This window comes from Prevotella sp. khp1, from assembly GCF_900102205.1.
Taxonomy (GTDB): Bacteria; Bacteroidota; Bacteroidia; order Bacteroidales; family Bacteroidaceae; genus Prevotella; species Prevotella ruminicola.
Map to the genome: position 1 here is coordinate 925,920 of NZ_FNJZ01000001.1, position 18,313 is coordinate 944,232.

Sequence of the window (18,313 nt, forward strand, 5' to 3'; positions counted from 1 at the left end):
GTAATTTTGCACCTTGATTTACGCGTACATTAATAAAAAAGCAAAATAGAAATGAATAAAGACACTATTATCGGCTTCGTCCTCATTGCGCTGGTGCTTATCGGCTTCAGCTGGTACAACCAGCCTTCGCAGGAGGAAATGGAAGCTGCGAGAAAACAAGACAGCATTGCTACAGTGATGCAACAGGATGCCGCCAAGAAGCAGAAAGCTGAAGAGGCTGCACGTAAAGCACAGGCTGCAGCAGCTGCTCAGGGTGACACAACAGCACAGTTCTATGCCGCACAGAACGGCAAGAACCAGCCCGTTGTTCTGAAGAACGACAAGGTTGAGCTGACCTTCAACACAAAAGGTGGTACACTTGCTAAAGCAGTGATTAAGAATTTTGAGAATCTGAACGACCAGATGGGTGTAACCCTGTTCGACGAGAACACCCAGCAGATGAACTTTATGTTGGCTGGTAAGTCGGAGAACATCATCACCAAGGACCTGTTCTTCACTCCATCAAACGTTACCGATTCTACCCTCACCATGACAGCTCTGGCTGGCAATGGTGGTAGCATCGAATTCAACTACGTTCTGGGTAAGGACTACATGCTGCACTTCAACATGAAGGCCAATGGCCTGCAGGGCATGTTTGCTCCTAACTATCAGGAGATGAGCATTGAGTGGACCGACCTGGCACGTCAGCAGGAGAAGGGTTTTACTTTTGAGAACCGTTACACTTCGGTTACCTATAAGGAGAAGAATGGTGGTACCGACTATCTGAGCGAAACTTCTGAAAAGATTGACGAGAATATTGATGAGGCTTTGGACTGGGTGGCTTTCAAGAACCAGTTTTTCTCAGCCGCACTGATTGCTAAGGATGAGTTTGCAGCCAATTCACTGCTTACCAGCATTCCTCAGCAGAAGGGTTCGGGCTATCTGAAGCAGTTTAATGCTAAACTGAAGACTGCCTTCGACCCCACAGGTGCTAAAGCTACTGAGTTCGAGATGTATATCGGTCCTAACGACTTCCGTCTGATTAAGGACGTGGAGCAGCAGAGTGCATTCGGTAAGGACCTCGACCTGGAGCAGTTAGTAAACCTGGGTTGGTGGCTGGTACGCTGGATTAACCGCTGGTTTACCATTTACGTATTCGACTGGCTCACCTCATGGGGCTTCTCAATGGGCATCGTGCTCATTCTGATTACCCTGTTGCTGAAGGTCATCACCTTCCCAATGGTGAAGAAGAGCTACATGTCATCTGCCAAGATGCGTGTGCTGAAGCCAAAACTCGACGAGGCTACCAAGCAGTACGATAAGCCTGAGGATCAGATGAAGAAACAGCAGGCTATGATGCAGTTGTACTCACAGTATGGCGTATCACCTCTGGGTGGATGTCTGCCTATGCTCATCCAGTTCCCAATCTGGATGGCTATGTTCTTCTTCGTACCTAACGCTATCCAGTTGCGTCGCGAGTCGTTCCTGTGGATCAGCGACCTTTCTACTTACGATCCAATCATCGAATGGGGCACTCAGATCTGGGGAATCGGCGATCACTTGTCGCTTACCTGTATCCTGTTCTGTGTAGCCAACGTGCTTTATAGCTATATGACTATGCGCCAGCAGCGCGACCAGATGGTTGGTCAGCAGGCTGAGCAGATGAAGATGATGCAGTGGATGATGTACTTGATGCCAGTAATGTTCTTCTTCATGTTCAACGATTACTCATCAGGTTTGAACTTCTACTACTTTATCTCACTGTTCTTCTCGGCTGCCATCATGTGGACACTCCGCAAGACTACCAACGACGAGAAACTGCTCGCCATCCTGGAGGCTAAGTACAAGGAGAACAAGAACAATCCTCAGAAGAAGACTTCTGGTTTGGCAGCCCGTCTGGAGGCTATGCAGAAGCAGGCAGAGGAACTGCAGAAACAGAGAATGAACCAACAAAAAAGATAAACTTTATGAAGAAATTTAGAATTCCAGTTTTACTATTGGGAATGATGCTTTTAGCTAATCCCGTTAAAGCAGCAGAAAACGTGAAGATAGGGAAACAGAATATCAAGCTTGCCAGCAACCTGATGACGCCCGAGGCACTTTGGGCCATGGGTCGTGTAGGTGCTGCCGAGGCTTCGGCCGATGGTAAGCAGATTGTTTACCAGATTGGCTACTACAGCGTAAAGGCTAATAAGAGTCAGCAGAAGATTGCCATCATCAACGCTGATGGTACAGGCAACACCACTCTAACCACAGGTAGCAAGAGCGAGACCGATCCTACCTGGTATAACGGAAAGATTGCTTTCCTTACCGGTGGACAGCTGTGGACTATGAACCCCGACGGTTCTGACCGCAAGCAGATTTCGAACACCTCGAAACCTATCGAGGGTTTCAAGTTCTCGCCTGATGGTAAGAAGGTGATTCTGCTCCACTCACTCGAGTTCAACGAGATTATCAAGAAGAATCCCGACGATCTGCCAAAGGCTACTGGCCGCTTGGTAACCGATCTGATGTATCGCCACTGGGATCACTATGTAGAGAGCATCCAGCACCCCTTTGTTGCTGATGTAACAGAGGATGGCATCAAGGATGGTATCGACATTCTGGAGGGCGAGCCCTACGAGTGCCCCATGGAGCCATTCGGTGGTATCGAGCAGTTAGACTGGGCACCCGACTCTAAGTCGATTGCCTATACCTGTCGTAAGAAGACCGGTCTGGAGTATTCTATCTCTACCGACTCAGATATCTATTTATATATAATAGGTACGCGCGAGACCAAGAACCTTTGCAAACCTGCAGATTACAAGGCACCAAAGGTTAATCCTACCAAGACCCTGAAGTATCAGAGTGTGAATGCCAAGGAGAACCTGAAGAATAACGTAGGTTACGATCAGAATCCTAAGTTCTCGCCTGATGGCAAGTATATTGCCTGGACTTCGATGGAGCGCGATGGTTATGAGGCTGATCGCCTGCGCCTGTGTGTTTACAACCTGGCTACTGGTGAGAAGAAATATGTAACCGAGAGCTTTGATTCAAGTGTTGAGGACTTTGTTTGGAGCGATTCTAAGGACGCGATGATTTACTTTATCGGTGTTTGGCACGCTACCATCAACCTCTACGCCGTAAACTGGAAGGGTGAACTGAAGCAGTTGACCAACACTTGGGACGACTTCGGACAGATTCACCTGATGAACAATGGAAAGCAGCTGCTGATGGAGCGTCATAACTACACATCACCTGCCGATCTGTATATTGTTACTCCAAACTTCAAGAAGCCTGAGAAGACACAGACCAAGCAGCTTACTTTCGAGAACAAGCACATCCTTGATCAGCTGGCTAAGCCAACCGTACAGCAGCGTTGGGTAAAGACCAGCGATGGCAAGCAGATGCTGGTTTGGGTAATTCTGCCACCAAACTTCGACGAGAATAAGAAGTACCCCACCCTGCTGTTCTGCGAGGGCGGTCCTCAGAGTCCTGTATCACAGTTCTGGAGCTACCGTTGGAACTTCATGATCATGGCATCACAGGGTTATGTAGTGGTAGCACCTAACCGTCGCGGTCTGCCCGGATTCGGTCAGGAGTGGCTCGAGGAGATCTCTGGCGACTGGACTGGTCAGTGCATGAAGGACTATCTGGCAGCTATCGACGACGCAGCCAACAATCTGCCATACGTAGATAAGGATAAACTGGGTGCCGTAGGAGCATCGTTCGGTGGATTCTCGGTTTACTATCTGGCAGGTCATCACGATAAGCGTTTCAAGGCCTTCATCTCTCACGATGGTGCCTTTAACCTGGAGGCCATGTACACTGAGACCGAGGAGAACTGGTTCTCTAACTTCGAGTACGACGATGCCTACTGGAACAAGGATCGTACCGCTAATGCCGACAAGACATACAAGAACTCACCTCATCAGTTTGTTGACAAGTGGGATACACCTATCCTTGTGATTCACGGCGAGATGGACTACCGTATCAACGCCACTCAGGGTATGTCGGCCTTTAATGCAGCACGCATGAAGGGTATTCCAGCCGAGCTACTCATCTTCCCCGATGAGAACCACTGGGTACTGAAACCACAGAACGGTGTACTGTGGCAGCGCACCTTCTTTAACTGGTTGGACCGCTGGTTGAAATAAGCAAGCAATATATTCCCACCTTGGGAACAATTCATTCCCAGTGTGGGAATAATATGTTCCCAGCGTGGGAATAAATACGAAAAGTAATTAAATAGAAACAAAATAATGACTCAAGCAATTCAAAAGACCCTTCGCGACAGCGCTGGAATGCGCTGGACTGCGCTTTTACTGCTGGCACTGGCCATGTTCTGTGCCTACATCTTTATGGACATCCTCTCACCTATCAAGGACCTGATGCAGGAGACCCGTGGTTGGGACTCAACCGCATTCGGAACCATGCAGGGTTCAGAGGTATTCCTTAACGTGTTCGTGTTCTTCCTCATCTTCGCAGGTATCATCCTCGACAAGATGGGCGTTCGTTTCACTGCTGTGCTTTCGGCTGCTGTAATGGTGGTTGGTGCCTGCGTAAAATGGTATGCCGTAAGCGAGAGCTTCATGGGAACCGGACTCGAGACTTGGTTTAACAACCATCTTAATTATATCCCCGTATTCGACGAACTGGGTGTATCACCATTCTATACTGGCATGCCTGCTTCAGCTAAGTTTGCTGCCTGCGGCTTCATGATCTTTGGTTGTGGCTGTGAGATGGCTGGTATCACCGTAAGTCGTGGTATTGTAAAATGGTTCAAGGGTCGTGAGATGGCTCTGGCTATGGGTTCAGAGATGGCACTTGCCCGTCTGGGTGTTGCCACCTGTATGATCTTCTCGCCTTTCTTTGCCCGTTTGGGTGGTGAGGTTTCAGTAAGCCGTTCAGTAGCCTTCGGTGTGGTACTGATGTGTATCGCTCTCATCATGACCATCGTATATTTCTTCATGGACCAGAAGCTGGATGCACAGACTGGCGAAGCTGAGGAGAAAGACGATCCATTTAAGATCAGCGACCTGGGTAAGATTCTTACCGATGCTGGTTTCTGGATTGTAGCTCTGCTTTGCGTGCTTTACTACTCAGCCATCTTCCCCTTCCAGAAGTATGCTGTAAACATGCTGCAGTGTAACCTGACTCTTACAGCCCCCGATGCTAACTCATTCTGGGCTCAGCCCGATGTTACCATCGTTCAGTACATCATCATGCTGATTGTGGCTGCTGCAGGTTTCGCCTCAAACTTCCAGAAGAAGGCCAACCTGAAGTACGGTCTGCTGGCTCTCTCAATCTTAGCACTCATTACCTACTGTTATATGGGCTTCATGCGTCAGTCAGCCGAGAGTATCTTTGCTGTATTCCCACTGCTGGCTGTACTCATCACACCTATCCTTGGTAGCTATCTCGATCACCACGGTAAGGCAGCCACCATGCTGGTACTGGGTTCAATCCTGCTGATTGCCTGTCACCTCACCTTCGCTTTCGTGTTGCCTATGTTCAAGGGCAATGCTGTTGGTGGTATCATCATCGCTTACACCACTATTCTGGTGCTGGGTGCTTCGTTCTCACTGGTACCTGCAAGCCTCTGGCCTTCAGTGCCCAAGCTGGTTGATGCTAAGGTAATCGGTTCGGCCTACGCTCTGATTTTCTGGATTCAGAACATCGGTTTGTGGTTGTTCCCACTGCTAATTGGTAAGGTACTCGACCAGACAAACCCTGGCGTAACCGATCCAACACAGTTCGATTACACAGCACCTCTGGTAATGCTGGCTTCGCTTGGTGTAGCAGCCCTCATCTTAGGCTTCGTGCTCAAAGTGGTAGATAAGAAGAAAGGTATTGGTCTTGAACTTCCAAACATCACAGAATAATTATGAAAATAGGTTTCGATAACGACAAGTATCTCAAGATTCAGTCTGAGCATATCAAGGAGCGCATCGCTCAGTTCGACGGCAAGCTCTACATGGAGTTAGGTGGCAAACTGTTCGACGACCACCATGCATCGCGTGTTCTGCCCGGTTTCAAACCCGACAGTAAGCTGCGCATGCTGGGCCAGCTGCGCGACAGCATCGAGATTGTCATCGTGGTTAGCGCCGAGGACATCGAGAAGAACAAGGTACGTGCCGACCTCGGCATTACCTACGACGAGGATGTACTGCGTTTGCGCGATGAGTTCATGGGCCGCAACTTCATGGTGGGCAGTGTGGTTATTACCCACTACAACGGTCAGCATGCTGCCGATCAGTTCCGTCATCGTCTGGAGCGCGAGGGCATCAAATCGTACATCCACTACCCCATCGACGGCTACCCACACAACGTGGAGCTGATTGCCAGCGACGAGGGCTTTGGAAAGAACGATTACGTAGAGACCTCACGTCCACTCGTTATCGTAACAGCTCCTGGTCCTGGTAGCGGTAAGATGGCTACCTGTCTGAGTCAGCTCTACAACGAGAACAAGCGTGGCATCCGTGCCGGATATGCTAAGTTCGAGACCTTCCCCGTATGGAACCTGCCTTTGAAGCATCCTGTAAACATCGCCTACGAAGCTGCAACTGCCGACCTGAACGATGTGAACATGATCGACCCCTTCCACCTGGAGGCATACAACAAGACTGCCGTGAACTACAATCGCGACATCGAAATCTTCCCCGTGCTTAATGCTCTCTTCGAGGGCATCTATGGCGAGAATCCTTACAAGTCGCCCACCGATATGGGTGTGAACATGATTGGTTTCTGCATCAGCGACGATGAGATTTGCTGCAAGGCTTCGAAGGATGAGATTATCCGCCGTTTCTACGATGCTACCAACAAGATGGCCGACGGTGCTGATAACGAGAGCGAGGTAAACAAGATACGTATGCTCTTTAATCAGGCCAAGATTACTACCGCCTTCCGTCCGGTTACCACAGCTGCCTACGAGAAGAAGATCGAGACAGGTCTGCAGGCTGCTGCTATCGAGCTTGAGGATGGTACCATAATCACCGCCAAGTCATCGCCATTGTTAGGTTGCAGTGCCGCTCTGCTAATCAATGCCATGAAACATCTGGCAGAAATAAATCACGAGGAGAAGCTGATTCCACAGAGTCTGATCGAGCCCGTACAGAAGACCAAGATTGAATACTTAGGTGGTAAGAACCCCCGCCTGCATACCGACGAGGTACTGGTAGCCCTAAGCGTACTCTCTAACGACGACGAGAAATGTCGCAAAGCCTTGGAGCAGCTGCCCAAGCTGCGTGGCTGTCAGGTACACACCACCGTTATGCTGAGCGAGGTTGACCGCAAGATCTTCAAGAAATTAGGTTGTGGATTGACATGCGACCCAGTAAAGAAAAAATAAATAACTCGCCTTTTGCGAGATGGACAGTGCTCATCATCGTGGCAACCGCCATGATGATGGGCTATTTCGTTAACGACGTTATGTCGCCACTCGAAACGCTCCTTGAACTGCCCAAGGAGCTGGGAGGCTTAGGTTGGACACCATCCGACTATGGTTTCTTCTCAGGCGCAGGCAGTTTTATCAATGTATTTCTGTTGATGCTCTTCTTCTCGGGATTGATTCTCGACAAGATGGGTATCCGTTTTACAGGCACGTTAGCCTGTTCGCTGATGGCCTTAGGCACACTGATAAAGTATTATGCCGTAACGGCCGAATTCGGTAACGAGCCCATAGCATTTCTCGATTATCAGCTGCCCGCCTCAGCCGTTTGGGCATCCTTGGGATTTGCTATATTCGGTGTAGGTTACGAGATGACAGGCATCAGCGTATCAAAAGCCATGGTACGATGGTTCACTGGTCACGAGTTAGCCTTGGCCATGGGCATCCAGTTAGCCATGGCCCGTTTGGGCACCGCTGCAGCCCTGAGCATCTCAGCCCCCATCGCCCGCCACTACACACTCTCCATGCCACTATTAATATCGCTGGCATTCTTAATCATCGGTCTGTTGGCATTCCTGGTATTCTGCGTAATGGACCGCAAGTTAGATGATAGTGGACAAACAACAGAGGATAGTGCTGATAACACGCAGTATGAGGAGCAATTCCATTTTTCTGATATCCTCGTCACCCTTCGTAATCCCGGTTTCTGGCTCATTACACTGTTCTGCGTATTGTTCTATTCGGCCGTATCGCCATTCCTCAAATTCTCAACAAAACTGATGGTGATGAAATATGGTGTTGATCCCGATATTGCAGGATTTTTCTCATCGATTGCACCCTTCGGTACCATCCTGATGACACCATTATTCGGACTGATTTACGACCGCTATGGCAAAGGCGTAACCTTGGTGATTACAGGTGCACTTATGCTTACAGCCGTTCATTTCGGTTTCTCACTGCCTATTCACAGCAGCACCATTGCCATCGCTTTGATGGTCACACTCAGCATTGGCTACTCGTTGGCACCTGCCGCCTTATGGCCTTGCGTACCAAAGATTATCCCACTGAAATGTTTAGGCACCGCTTACTCCATGGTTTTCTTTATCCAGAACTTCGGACGTGCTGTGATTCCCATGTGTGTAGGACGAGCTAATGAAACTGATCCTACCTACACTACCTCGATGCTGATTTTTGGATTTACGGCATTAGGCGCAGCTGTAACAGCGATTGCCATACTGGTAATCGACAAGAAAAAGAACTACGGGTTGCAACTGCCGAATATTAAAAAATAAGTCGTACAACTAATGGCAGGTGGTCGCTGAAACCACCCTGATAACGAGGACCGATATACGTTCTTCGTGGTCGATACCCGCCATATCTGGCATCCTCTTCTAATAAGAACTTCGGTGCGTGAATAAAAGCGGTATCCACCTTATTATTAATAGAGGAACTGCCTAATATATGATCGATACTCTCCCACTCGCCTTTGTAACGATAGGTGCCACGAACACCATTGGCACCCTTAGCATGTTTGGTCAGGTTCACCAAACCATGTTGCTCGTATTGTAACAGACTTGGACTAAGCGCACCATCATTAAAGTCGCCCGCAACCATCAATTTGGCATCAGGAGAGATGGCACGGATAGAATCTATCGATTGGCAAAGTCGATCTGCCACAGCCAGTCTGAATGGGCGACTATGTTTCTCGCCACCAAACTTACTGGGCTGATGCACCACAAACACATGGAGTGTATCACCAGAAACAGTTTCGCCACAGGCATACAGTATATCTCGTGTAACACGCATGCCCTCGACAGGATTCACACGAATAGCATAACTACGGATGGGTGCAAACGAAGCTGGCGCATAAAGTAGCGCCACATCAATGCCGCGCTCATCGGGCGAAGAAGTCATCAGATACTGATAGCCGGCATTACGCAACAGCGAGCGACGCGTGAAATCACGCATCACCGAATCGTTCTCAACCTCACATAATGCCACTAAATCAGGGATACCATTGCCTTCATCCGAACACGAAAGCAATTCCTGAGCCACCATATTCAGTTTATGCCAATAACGTTTCGACGTCCAATGTCTGTCCGATTCTGGAAGAAATTCAGTATCCTGCTTACCAGCATCGTGAGTATAGTCGAACAAGTTTTCGCAGTTCAACTCTACAAATGTCAAGAAGCCCGATAACAGCAGACTGAGTATCATTTACGCTTGATTTTCCAGCCAAGCCCTGCCACAAGGATACTCGTGATAGGCGACAGGATATTGAAGAAACAATAAGGCAGATAAGTGAGCGTAGCCACACCAAGCACAGTGCTCTGGGTAAGTCCGCAAGTGTTCCAAGGCACCAGTACCGAGGTTACCGTTGCACCATCCTCGCAACTGCGACTCAGCAAACGGGCCTCGTAGCCACCTTTCCTATATACATCCTTAAACATCGAACTGGCCAGCATAATCGACAGGTACTGATCGGCCATCGCGATATTGCAGAACAGCGAGGTGCCAACCGTCGAAGCTACCAACGAAGCTGTACCACGCACCCAGCGCAGCACCACCTTCATCAGGTCGGCCAGCTGTCCGGTTGCTGTCAGCGCACCACCGAAAGTCTGTGCGCAAATAATCAGCCAGATAGTCGGCATCATACCACCCATACCACTGGTCTGCACCAGATCGTTCAGCATCGGCACGCCCGTCTCAATATTCGTACTACCATAACATACCTGCATCATACCTTTGTAAGATGACAGGAAACCATCGTGACCCGAAATCTGTCGGATCAGGTCGGGCTGTACCAACAATCCTACCACAGCTGCCAACAGAATAGCCAGGAACAGTACCACCATCGATGGCCAACGGCGCGCAATCATCACACCCGTCAGTACAGGTACTATCAACAACCAAGGCGAAATCACAAACGTATGCTGCAAGCCGTCCATAAACTCCTGCACATTGCCATGACCCGATACGTTCATCATTAGTCCTGCAATCAGGAAGATAGAAAGCGATACCAAGAACGAAGGCACCGTGGTATAAAGCATATAACGGATATGCGTAAACAATGGCGTACCCGATACACTCGAAGCCAACACAGTAGTATCGCTCAATGGCGACAACTTATCACCAAAATAAGCACCTGTGATGATAGAACCGGCAATCCAGCCATCATCAAAACCATGTGCCTTACCGATACCCATCAGCGCTACACCGATGGTAGCAACGGTAGTCCACGACGAACCGATCATCAAGCTCACCAATGCACACAGCACACTACTGCTCACCAAGAACACCTCGGGGCGGATAATCTGCATGCCATAGTAGATCATCGTAGGCACAATGCCCGATACCATCCAGGTTCCACCGATGGCACCGATCAACAAAAGGATAATGATAGCCGGTGTACAACTGGCTATCTTATCCGTTATCTCTTTTTCCAGATTCTCCCATTCCAGTCGTTTGGAGAAATGGCCTATTAACACACTTACTGCCGATGCCGCCAACAACGACACCTGACTGGCACCATCTAAAGTTGCGTTGCCAAAAACGGCAACGCAACATGTAATGAGTACTATCAGTACTATGAATGGGATAAATGAAATCATTTAGCAAACTTTTTCGAGACGCTTCATCATAGCGAACATGAATACTGCTGCTACCAAGCAAACGCCCAGGAACACACTCCAGCAGATCCAGAGGGGTACTGCACCCCACAGCAATCCACCTACTACAACAAGCTGATTACCGATGGCAGTAGCAACAAACCAGCCCCCCATCATCATACCCTTGTACTTTGGAGGTGCAACCTTTGATACAAATGAGATACCCATAGGACTGAGCAGCAGCTCACCGAATGTCAACACCAGATAAACCATAATCAGCAGGTTTGGTGTAACATCAGCTACATGAACAGCAACAGGGTTACCATCAGCACCTACCTCGGTCTGAGGCATTGGCAGGCCGAATGATGAGAAGGCCATCAGTGCATAAGCGATAGCGGCCACAATCATACCATAAGCAATCTTACGGGGAGCAGATGGCTCCTTGCCCTTAGCTGCCAACGAACCGAAGATAGCCATCGATACTGGTGTGAGGGCTACTACATAGAAGGGGTTGAACTGCTGGAAGATAGGAGCTGATACAGTTACTGTACCCTCAGCATCATACTGAATAAACAGGAAAGCCAGTGCCAACACAATCACACCCAGTGAGATAGCCTTTGCTTTTGGAGTCTTCGACTGGAACAGTGAGAACGAAGCATACACAATGAATACGATGGCTACCAGGTTCCATACGTCGAAGCACATGGCCTGCAGGCCCTGAGCACTCTGAGCAGTAAACTCATCGGCAAAGTATGTGAGCGACAAACCGTTCTGGTGGAAGGCCATCCAGAAGAAAATTACCACAGCAAATACCAGGCACAGAGCCACAATACGCTGCTTGGTTTCCTCCTTGGTGAGCTCAGGCTCGGTGCTTGCAGCATCAGCCTTAGCAGCCTTCTTGGTTCCACCCTCAGTATGACGGAAGGTTGAACGGAACATGTAATAGATGGCTATCGAGAGTACCAGCGATGCGCATGCCACTGCAAACGAGAAGTGGTAAGCATCGTTAGATGAATAACCAAGCGCGGTCTCGGCATACTCCTTGATACGGATAGCAGCAGTAGGTGCAAACAGGGCACCGATGTTGATAGCCATGTAGAAGATAGAGAAACCGGCATCGCGCTTATCCTTATACTGCGGATCGTTATACAAGTCACCCACCATTACCTGCAGGTTACCCTTGAACAAACCGGTACCAAAACCAATCAGCAACAGGGCAGCCAGCATCACCACCAGCGCTACGGTATCGCCACCAAGGGGCACCGACAGCAACAGATAGCCGGCAAACATAATGATGATACCTGTGGTAACCATCTTTCCGAAACCGAACTTATCAGCCAGGATACCACCAATCAGGGGCAGGAAGTAAACCAGCATAAGGAACGAACTGTAGATTGTGCCTGCCATAGCTGGCGACAATCCGTAATTAGCTCTCAAGAAAAGAGCAAACACGGCAAGCATGGTATAATAACCGAAGCGCTCGCCTGTGTTGGCCAGGGCCAACGCAAATAAACCTTTGGGTTGATTTTCGAACATAATTAATTATTTATTTGATTTTAGAATTCTTTGTTCTGATGATGTCAAACAGATAAGTACACTTAATCACGATGTTACCGAAGTTAGATCGCGAAAAATAGTCGCGTTTTGTGTTGCCATATATGTTACCTAATCCGTAGTAGTAGCGGCCTTCTATCATGAAATGTCCAAAGTGGCGATTGCTGAATTCAAGTCCTGCACCAACAGCAATACCATAATCAAACTTATTCTCGATGGCCATGGTATCCTGTGCCACTACATGCGATGCACGCAGGTCACCATACATGTAGTCGGGACCGAATTTTCCATCTTTGATTGCTGGGTTAAAGGCAGGATCGTGCACATCAAAGTTGCTCTCCACCTTATCGTTCAGATAGAATCCAATCTGAGGACCCAAATGGATAAAGGCCTGCACGCCATTGCGCTCACGCCCCCAGCCCAGTCGGGCCAGCAGTGGTATCTGCACGTAGGTCATCTTACGTTTATACTCCAGATTCTGAGAAGGATCAGTATGCAGGGGCACGGGCTGATCGTTCATATCCCATATCTTTTCCTGCCAACCTATCTGTGCAAAGTTCAACTCAGCCGTTACAGCACAGATACTACTAAAATATTTCTCACAAGTGTAACGGGCCGTGATACCACCGGTAATGCCACCTAACATCGACTGTGGTACCTTCGACACAAACGATACATTACTCATTACATAACCGCCGTTCACACCAACAGCCAAGTCGTTACGATAGTCGCCTACCTGAGCAACTGCCGTTGCAATGAAAAAATGGAAAAATGAAAAAATTACAAATATACGCTTTATCATCCTTACATCCCTCATTCTTTAGAACTTAATCGTTTCCACGCGGCTATCGCGGGTGTAGTGAACAAACAACTGTGTATGGTTACGCAATCCGCCATTGCCATAACGCTCAAACTGTAATGGTGTCTGCACATAGTCGGGATTACTCTCTGCACCCAAGAACTTACGTCCCTCGCGGTGCAAGCCCATCAGGAAGAAGTAAGCATGGTCGAAACCGGTAAGTGCAAAGCGAGGCAGATTGTTCTGCATATCGGTATGGAAATTCCAACGGAACTTCTGCTGCAGACGCTTGGTTGATGCCGACAGCGGATTATAGTAGAACACCGACGGTATGTAGGTATTAAACTTATAGAAGTTCTCTAAGTGCGTACGTGTGTACATCAACCACTCGGTATAACCAAACATGGTAATAGCCAGATCCGGATCGGTTACCTTCAAACCATTCAGCTTTGAGAAAGCAACACCCAGTTCAGGCGAACGACCGGTATTCAGTATCACCACATTAGGCTTGGTACGACTGAATGCCTTTGAGAAATCGCTCTCGCCTGATTTCAGATTGGTAATGTTACATGTCATCTTCTGCTGCTCCAACTGGCGACGCAGGGCTGTGGTAAACTCACCCTTATTACTGGTAGAGTCGTTACAGTCAATAATCACCGTATGGTAGTTCTTGAATCCCTTCACAAAATGCTCGATAGTGGCCGAGTTCTGGGTGATATGACTCTGGTACACCTGATAGATGTACTTATTATCGGCCAACTGGGGCGCATTGATAGAGAATGGGATCAGCAGTTTAATCTTATGTTTCTCGACGAAAGCCGACAAGGCAGCCATCTGCTTAGAGTAGAGCGGACCGATAATCAGGTCGCACTTGGCAGCTGCCTCGTCATTCAGAATCTCGTTGATATTGCCGTCCTCAGCTGCATTCCAGGCATGGATGTCAACCGAAATGCCACGCTGCTTCAAGCTGTCGCAAGCCATCAGCACACCACGGTAGTACTCTACCATGCGCTTGCCGTCGCCATTCACATTGTGCAGCGGCAGCATCACACCCAGTCGGATGGCACGCTTACGTACATCATCGATAGCATCCATATCGGGCTCTTTGGCTACGGGGGCTGCTACCTGCAGGGTAGCAAACGGAATCTTCAGCACGGCGCCTTTCTTCAGTTCGTAGCCAGGCTCGTTCATCTCGGGGTTAGCCTTCATCAGCTGCTCGATGGTGAGATCATACATACGCGAAATGCCGAAGATGGTTTCCTTCTTCTTCACTTTATGCAATCCGCGTATCTGTTCACCCTCTTGAGCCGAGGCCACACCAACTGTCAGACAGAGGGCAGCTAAGAACAAAAAATATCTTAAAACTCGCGTCATATTTTCAAAATTTAGTCATTTCGCGTACAAAAGTACTAAATAATTATCAAATATCCGCTCGGTTTTACCGCTTTTTTTAAAAAAGAATTGCCAATTATCAATTTTTTAGTATCTTTGCACTTTAAATGAGTAAAAAATGATATTTCGACAGATAATTCCTACCGTTTTAGCCTTGTTTGCATCGCTTTCGGTCAGCGCACAGACCGATTCGGCTGCCATCGACTCGACTACCAATACAGGCGTCGAAAGCAAGCTCATTATGCCCAATACCTTTACCCCCAACGGCGATGGGCATAACGATATTTACAAGCCCAAGGAGTACCGGAACTTGTCCGAGTTTCGCGCGTACATATTTAATAGGTGGGGACAGAAACTCTACGAGTGGACCGATCCTGCCGAGGGATGGGATGGCAAATATCATGGAAACGATGTAAAACCCGGTGTTTACTTTGTGCTGGTAAAAGCCCGTGGCACCGATGATGTGATATACAACATACGCAAAGACGTAAACTTACTAAGAGGAGATGAACAGAGAAGATGAAAAGATAAATGTGTACGGTGCTCGCGTACACAACTTAAAGAATATTGATGTAGAGATTCCCCGTAACTCGCTCACGGTGATTACGGGATTGAGTGGCAGCGGCAAATCGTCGTTAGCCTTCGACACCATCTTTGCCGAAGGCCAGCGCCGCTATATCGAAACATTCTCGGCCTACGCCCGCAACTTTCTGGGTGGTATGGAGCGCCCCGATGTAGATAAGATTACCGGCCTGTCGCCAGTTATCAGCATCGAGCAGAAAACCACCAACAAGAACCCACGTTCAACAGTTGGCACCACTACCGAGATTTACGACTATCTGCGCCTGCTCTTTGCCCGAGCCGGTCGTGCCTATAGCTTTGCTACAGGCGAGGAGATGGTACGCTACACCGAAGAGCGTGTGCTGGATATGATTACGCACGACTATGCCGGTCATAAAATCTACATCCTGGCACCACTCGTTCGCAGTCGTAAAGGTCATTACCGCGAACTGTTCGAGAGTATGCGCCGCAAAGGCTATCTGCATATCCGTGTAGATGGTCAGATGCTCGATATCGTACAAGGCATGAAAGTGGATCGCTACAAGAATCACGATATCGAGGTAGTAATTGACAAACTCAAAGTACCCGAAACGCCCGATGTGGAGCGCTTGCAGAAGACAGTCACCCTCGCCATGAAACAGGGCGACGGACTGATTATGATTCTTGATCAGGACACGGGCTCTGTCAAGCATTTCTCAAAGCGCCTGATGTGCCCCACCACAGGCATCAGTTATAGCGACCCTGCCCCAAACAACTTCTCATTCAACTCGCCCCAAGGCGCCTGTCCGCATTGTAAGGGTTTGGGCGTTATCAACGAGATCGATCTCGACAAGGTAATTCCCAACAAGCAGGCCACCATCCGTGAGGGCGGTATCGTGCCTCTTGGCAAATATAAAAACCAGATGATATTCTGGCAGGTAGAGGCTATCCTGAAGAAATTTGATTGTGATCTAAATACCCCTATCGCCGACATCCCCGACGATGCGATGACCGAACTACTCTATGGTTCGCTAGAGGATGTACGTATCGATAAGGATCTGGTACGCACATCGAGCGACTATTTTGTATCGTTCGATGGTATCATTAAATACCTGCGTGGTGTGATGGAGAACGACGACTCGTCGGCTGGACAGAAATGGGCCGACCAATTCCTGGCCGAAATTACATGTCCTGAATGTCATGGTCAGCGACTCAATCGCGAGGCCCTCTCCTACACATTCGGTGGTCGCAATATCGCCGATTTGGCCAATATGGATCTGATTGATTTGCGTAAGTGGATCGACGAACTGGAAATCGGAAACAACCTATCAAAGCAAGAATATACCATCGCCAAGGAGATTCTGAAGGAGATCAAAACCCGTTTGGATTTCCTGCTCGATGTAGGTCTCGACTATCTGTCGCTCAACCGCCAGTCGGCAACCCTGTCGGGTGGTGAGAGTCAGCGCATCCGACTGGCCACACAGATTGGTTCGCAACTCGTTAATGTGCTCTACATTCTCGACGAGCCATCAATCGGATTGCACCAGCGCGACAACGAGCGACTCATCAACTCGCTCAAGGAACTACGCGATATCGGTAACACCGTGATTGTAGTAGAACACGACGAGGATATGATGCACAGTGCCGATTACATCGTGGATATCGGTCCCCGTGCCGGTCGTAAAGGTGGCGAGGTAGTGTTCCAAGGCACTCCAAGCGAGCTGTTAAAAACCAATACCCTCACAGCGCAATACCTCAACAAATCGCTCACCACTCACGTTGCACCGCTCACCCCGAGAAAGGGTTCTGGTCAGAGTCTGGTACTGTGCGGTTGTACAGGTAACAACCTCAAGCATATCGATGCCGAATTCCCATTGGGTAAGCTCATCGTAGTTACCGGTGTGAGCGGCTCAGGTAAGAGTACCCTCATCAACGAGACGTTGCAACCCATCCTGTCGCACCATTTCTATCGCTCGCTCAAACGCCCTATGCCCTACGAGAGCATCGAGGGTCTCGACCTGATAGATAAGGTGGTGAGTGTGGATCAGAGTCCTATCGGTCGCACACCGCGCTCTAACCCAGCCACTTATACAGGTGTATTCTCCGATATCCGCTCGCTGTTTGTAAACCTGCCTGAGGCTAAGATTCGTGGTTACAAACCTGGTCGTTTCTCGTTCAACGTCAAGGGTGGTCGTTGCGAAACCTGCGGCGGTAATGGATATAAGACCATCGAGATGAATTTCCTGCCCGATATCCAGGTGCCTTGCGAGGATTGTCATGGCAAACGTTATAACCGCGAAACCCTCGAGGTGCGCTACAAAGGTAAGTCGATTGCCGATGTGCTCGATATGACCATCAACCAGGCTGTGGAGTTCTTCGAGAACGTGCCCGACATCCTGCGAAAAATCAAGAGCATTCAGGATGTAGGTTTGGGTTATATCAAGTTAGGTCAGCCCTCTACCACCCTCTCTGGTGGTGAGAGTCAGCGCATCAAACTGGCCACCGAACTCTCCAAACGCGATACAGGCAAAACCATGTATATTCTCGACGAGCCCACCACGGGTCTGCACTTCGAGGATATCCGCATCCTGATGCAGGTACTTCAGCAACTGGTTGATCGTGACAACACAGTGATTATCATTGAGCACAACCTTGATGTAATCCGCCAGGCCGACTGGATTATCGATATCGGTCCCGAAGGCGGTCGCGGCGGTGGCGAAATCCTCTGCACCGGTACTCCCCAGCAAGTAGCAAAAAGTAAGCGAGGCTACACACCTCGCTTTATCAAGGAGGTATTAGACAAATAAGAATTGAAAAGCGGAAGGCAACTTCACCTCTACCCTAACACTAACCTTGTTCTACTATCAGGGTAAAGCATGGTTAGTATTAGGGTAAATTTGTAAGCAAATAGCAACTTTTGCTTACTTTTTTATTAAAAAGTTGGCAAAATGTTTGGCGGTTTGAAATTAAATATATACTTTTGCAGCCGAAATGTTATAAAGACAACATAGAATATGAACAGAATTCAGAACAACTATTGGTGGTGGCAGAGCTCGAGATTAACAAGTCGCG

Annotated in this window: 11 protein-coding genes and 1 pseudogene; 7 read left to right on the forward strand and 5 right to left on the reverse strand. The window is 48.7% G+C overall.

Annotated elements, in window-relative coordinates; translation table 11 throughout:
* The first annotated feature begins 51 nt into the window (after window positions 1-51).
* From yidC to BLR73_RS04055, 5 genes are all read left to right on the forward strand, one after another.
* A complete protein-coding gene (gene yidC, locus BLR73_RS04035; protein WP_091859205.1) occupies window positions 52-1,941 on the forward strand; it encodes a membrane protein insertase YidC in 1,890 nt (629 codons plus the stop codon).
* Window positions 1,942-1,946: 5 nt separating this feature from the next.
* On the forward strand, window positions 1,947-4,115 hold the full coding sequence (locus BLR73_RS04040; protein ID WP_013065720.1) for a dipeptidyl-peptidase Dpp5: 2,169 nt from the start codon (window positions 1,947-1,949) through the stop codon (window positions 4,113-4,115).
* Window positions 4,116-4,220: 105 nt separating this feature from the next.
* Window positions 4,221-5,843 (forward strand): MFS transporter, encoded by a 1,623-nt coding sequence (locus tag BLR73_RS04045; RefSeq protein ID WP_091859207.1) that lies wholly within the window; start codon window positions 4,221-4,223, stop codon window positions 5,841-5,843.
* 2 nt (window positions 5,844-5,845) lie between these two features.
* On the forward strand, window positions 5,846-7,309 hold the full coding sequence (locus BLR73_RS04050; protein ID WP_033149916.1) for a DUF1846 domain-containing protein: 1,464 nt from the start codon (window positions 5,846-5,848) through the stop codon (window positions 7,307-7,309).
* Entirely contained in the window at window positions 7,285-8,640 is a 1,356-nt protein-coding gene (locus BLR73_RS04055) for an MFS transporter (protein ID WP_091859211.1), read from the forward strand. Before BLR73_RS04050 ends, BLR73_RS04055 begins: the two co-directional genes overlap by 25 nt.
* Here the strand turns inward: BLR73_RS04055 and BLR73_RS04060 are convergent.
* Genes BLR73_RS04060 through BLR73_RS04080 form a run of 5 tightly spaced genes read right to left on the reverse strand, consistent with a single transcriptional unit; the run spans window position 8,630 to window position 14,683 of the window.
* Window positions 8,630-9,565, reverse strand: a complete 936-nt coding sequence (locus BLR73_RS04060) for an endonuclease/exonuclease/phosphatase family protein (protein WP_091859215.1) — start codon at window positions 9,563-9,565, stop codon at window positions 8,630-8,632. The two genes, BLR73_RS04055 and BLR73_RS04060, sit on opposite strands and share 11 nt — an antisense overlap.
* On the reverse strand, window positions 9,562-10,959 hold the full coding sequence (locus BLR73_RS04065) for a Na+/H+ antiporter NhaC family protein (RefSeq protein ID WP_028907628.1): 1,398 nt from the start codon (window positions 10,957-10,959) through the stop codon (window positions 9,562-9,564). Before BLR73_RS04065 ends, BLR73_RS04060 begins: the two co-directional genes overlap by 4 nt.
* Window positions 10,960-12,492, reverse strand: a complete 1,533-nt coding sequence (locus BLR73_RS04070; protein WP_033149912.1) for a peptide MFS transporter — start codon at window positions 12,490-12,492, stop codon at window positions 10,960-10,962.
* A 10-nt stretch (window positions 12,493-12,502) separates the two neighbouring features.
* A complete protein-coding gene (locus BLR73_RS04075) occupies window positions 12,503-13,312 on the reverse strand; it encodes a porin family protein (RefSeq protein WP_028907630.1) in 810 nt (269 codons plus the stop codon).
* Window positions 13,313-13,330: 18 nt separating this feature from the next.
* On the reverse strand, window positions 13,331-14,683 hold the full coding sequence (locus BLR73_RS04080; RefSeq protein WP_091859218.1) for a PBP1 and LysM peptidoglycan-binding domain-containing protein: 1,353 nt from the start codon (window positions 14,681-14,683) through the stop codon (window positions 13,331-13,333).
* A 244-nt stretch (window positions 14,684-14,927) separates the two neighbouring features.
* Here BLR73_RS04080 and BLR73_RS04085 point away from each other — a divergent pair.
* Window positions 14,928-15,224, forward strand: a pseudogene (locus tag BLR73_RS04085) (gliding motility-associated C-terminal domain-containing protein); the annotation flags it as partial.
* The gene (gene uvrA / locus BLR73_RS04090) at window positions 15,208-18,048 is read left to right on the forward strand and encodes an excinuclease ABC subunit UvrA (protein WP_091859221.1); all 2,841 of its coding nucleotides are present in this window, start codon (window positions 15,208-15,210) and stop codon (window positions 18,046-18,048) included. The pseudogene BLR73_RS04085 and the gene uvrA, both read left to right, overlap by 17 nt.
* Window positions 18,049-18,313: the final 265 nt, after the last annotated feature.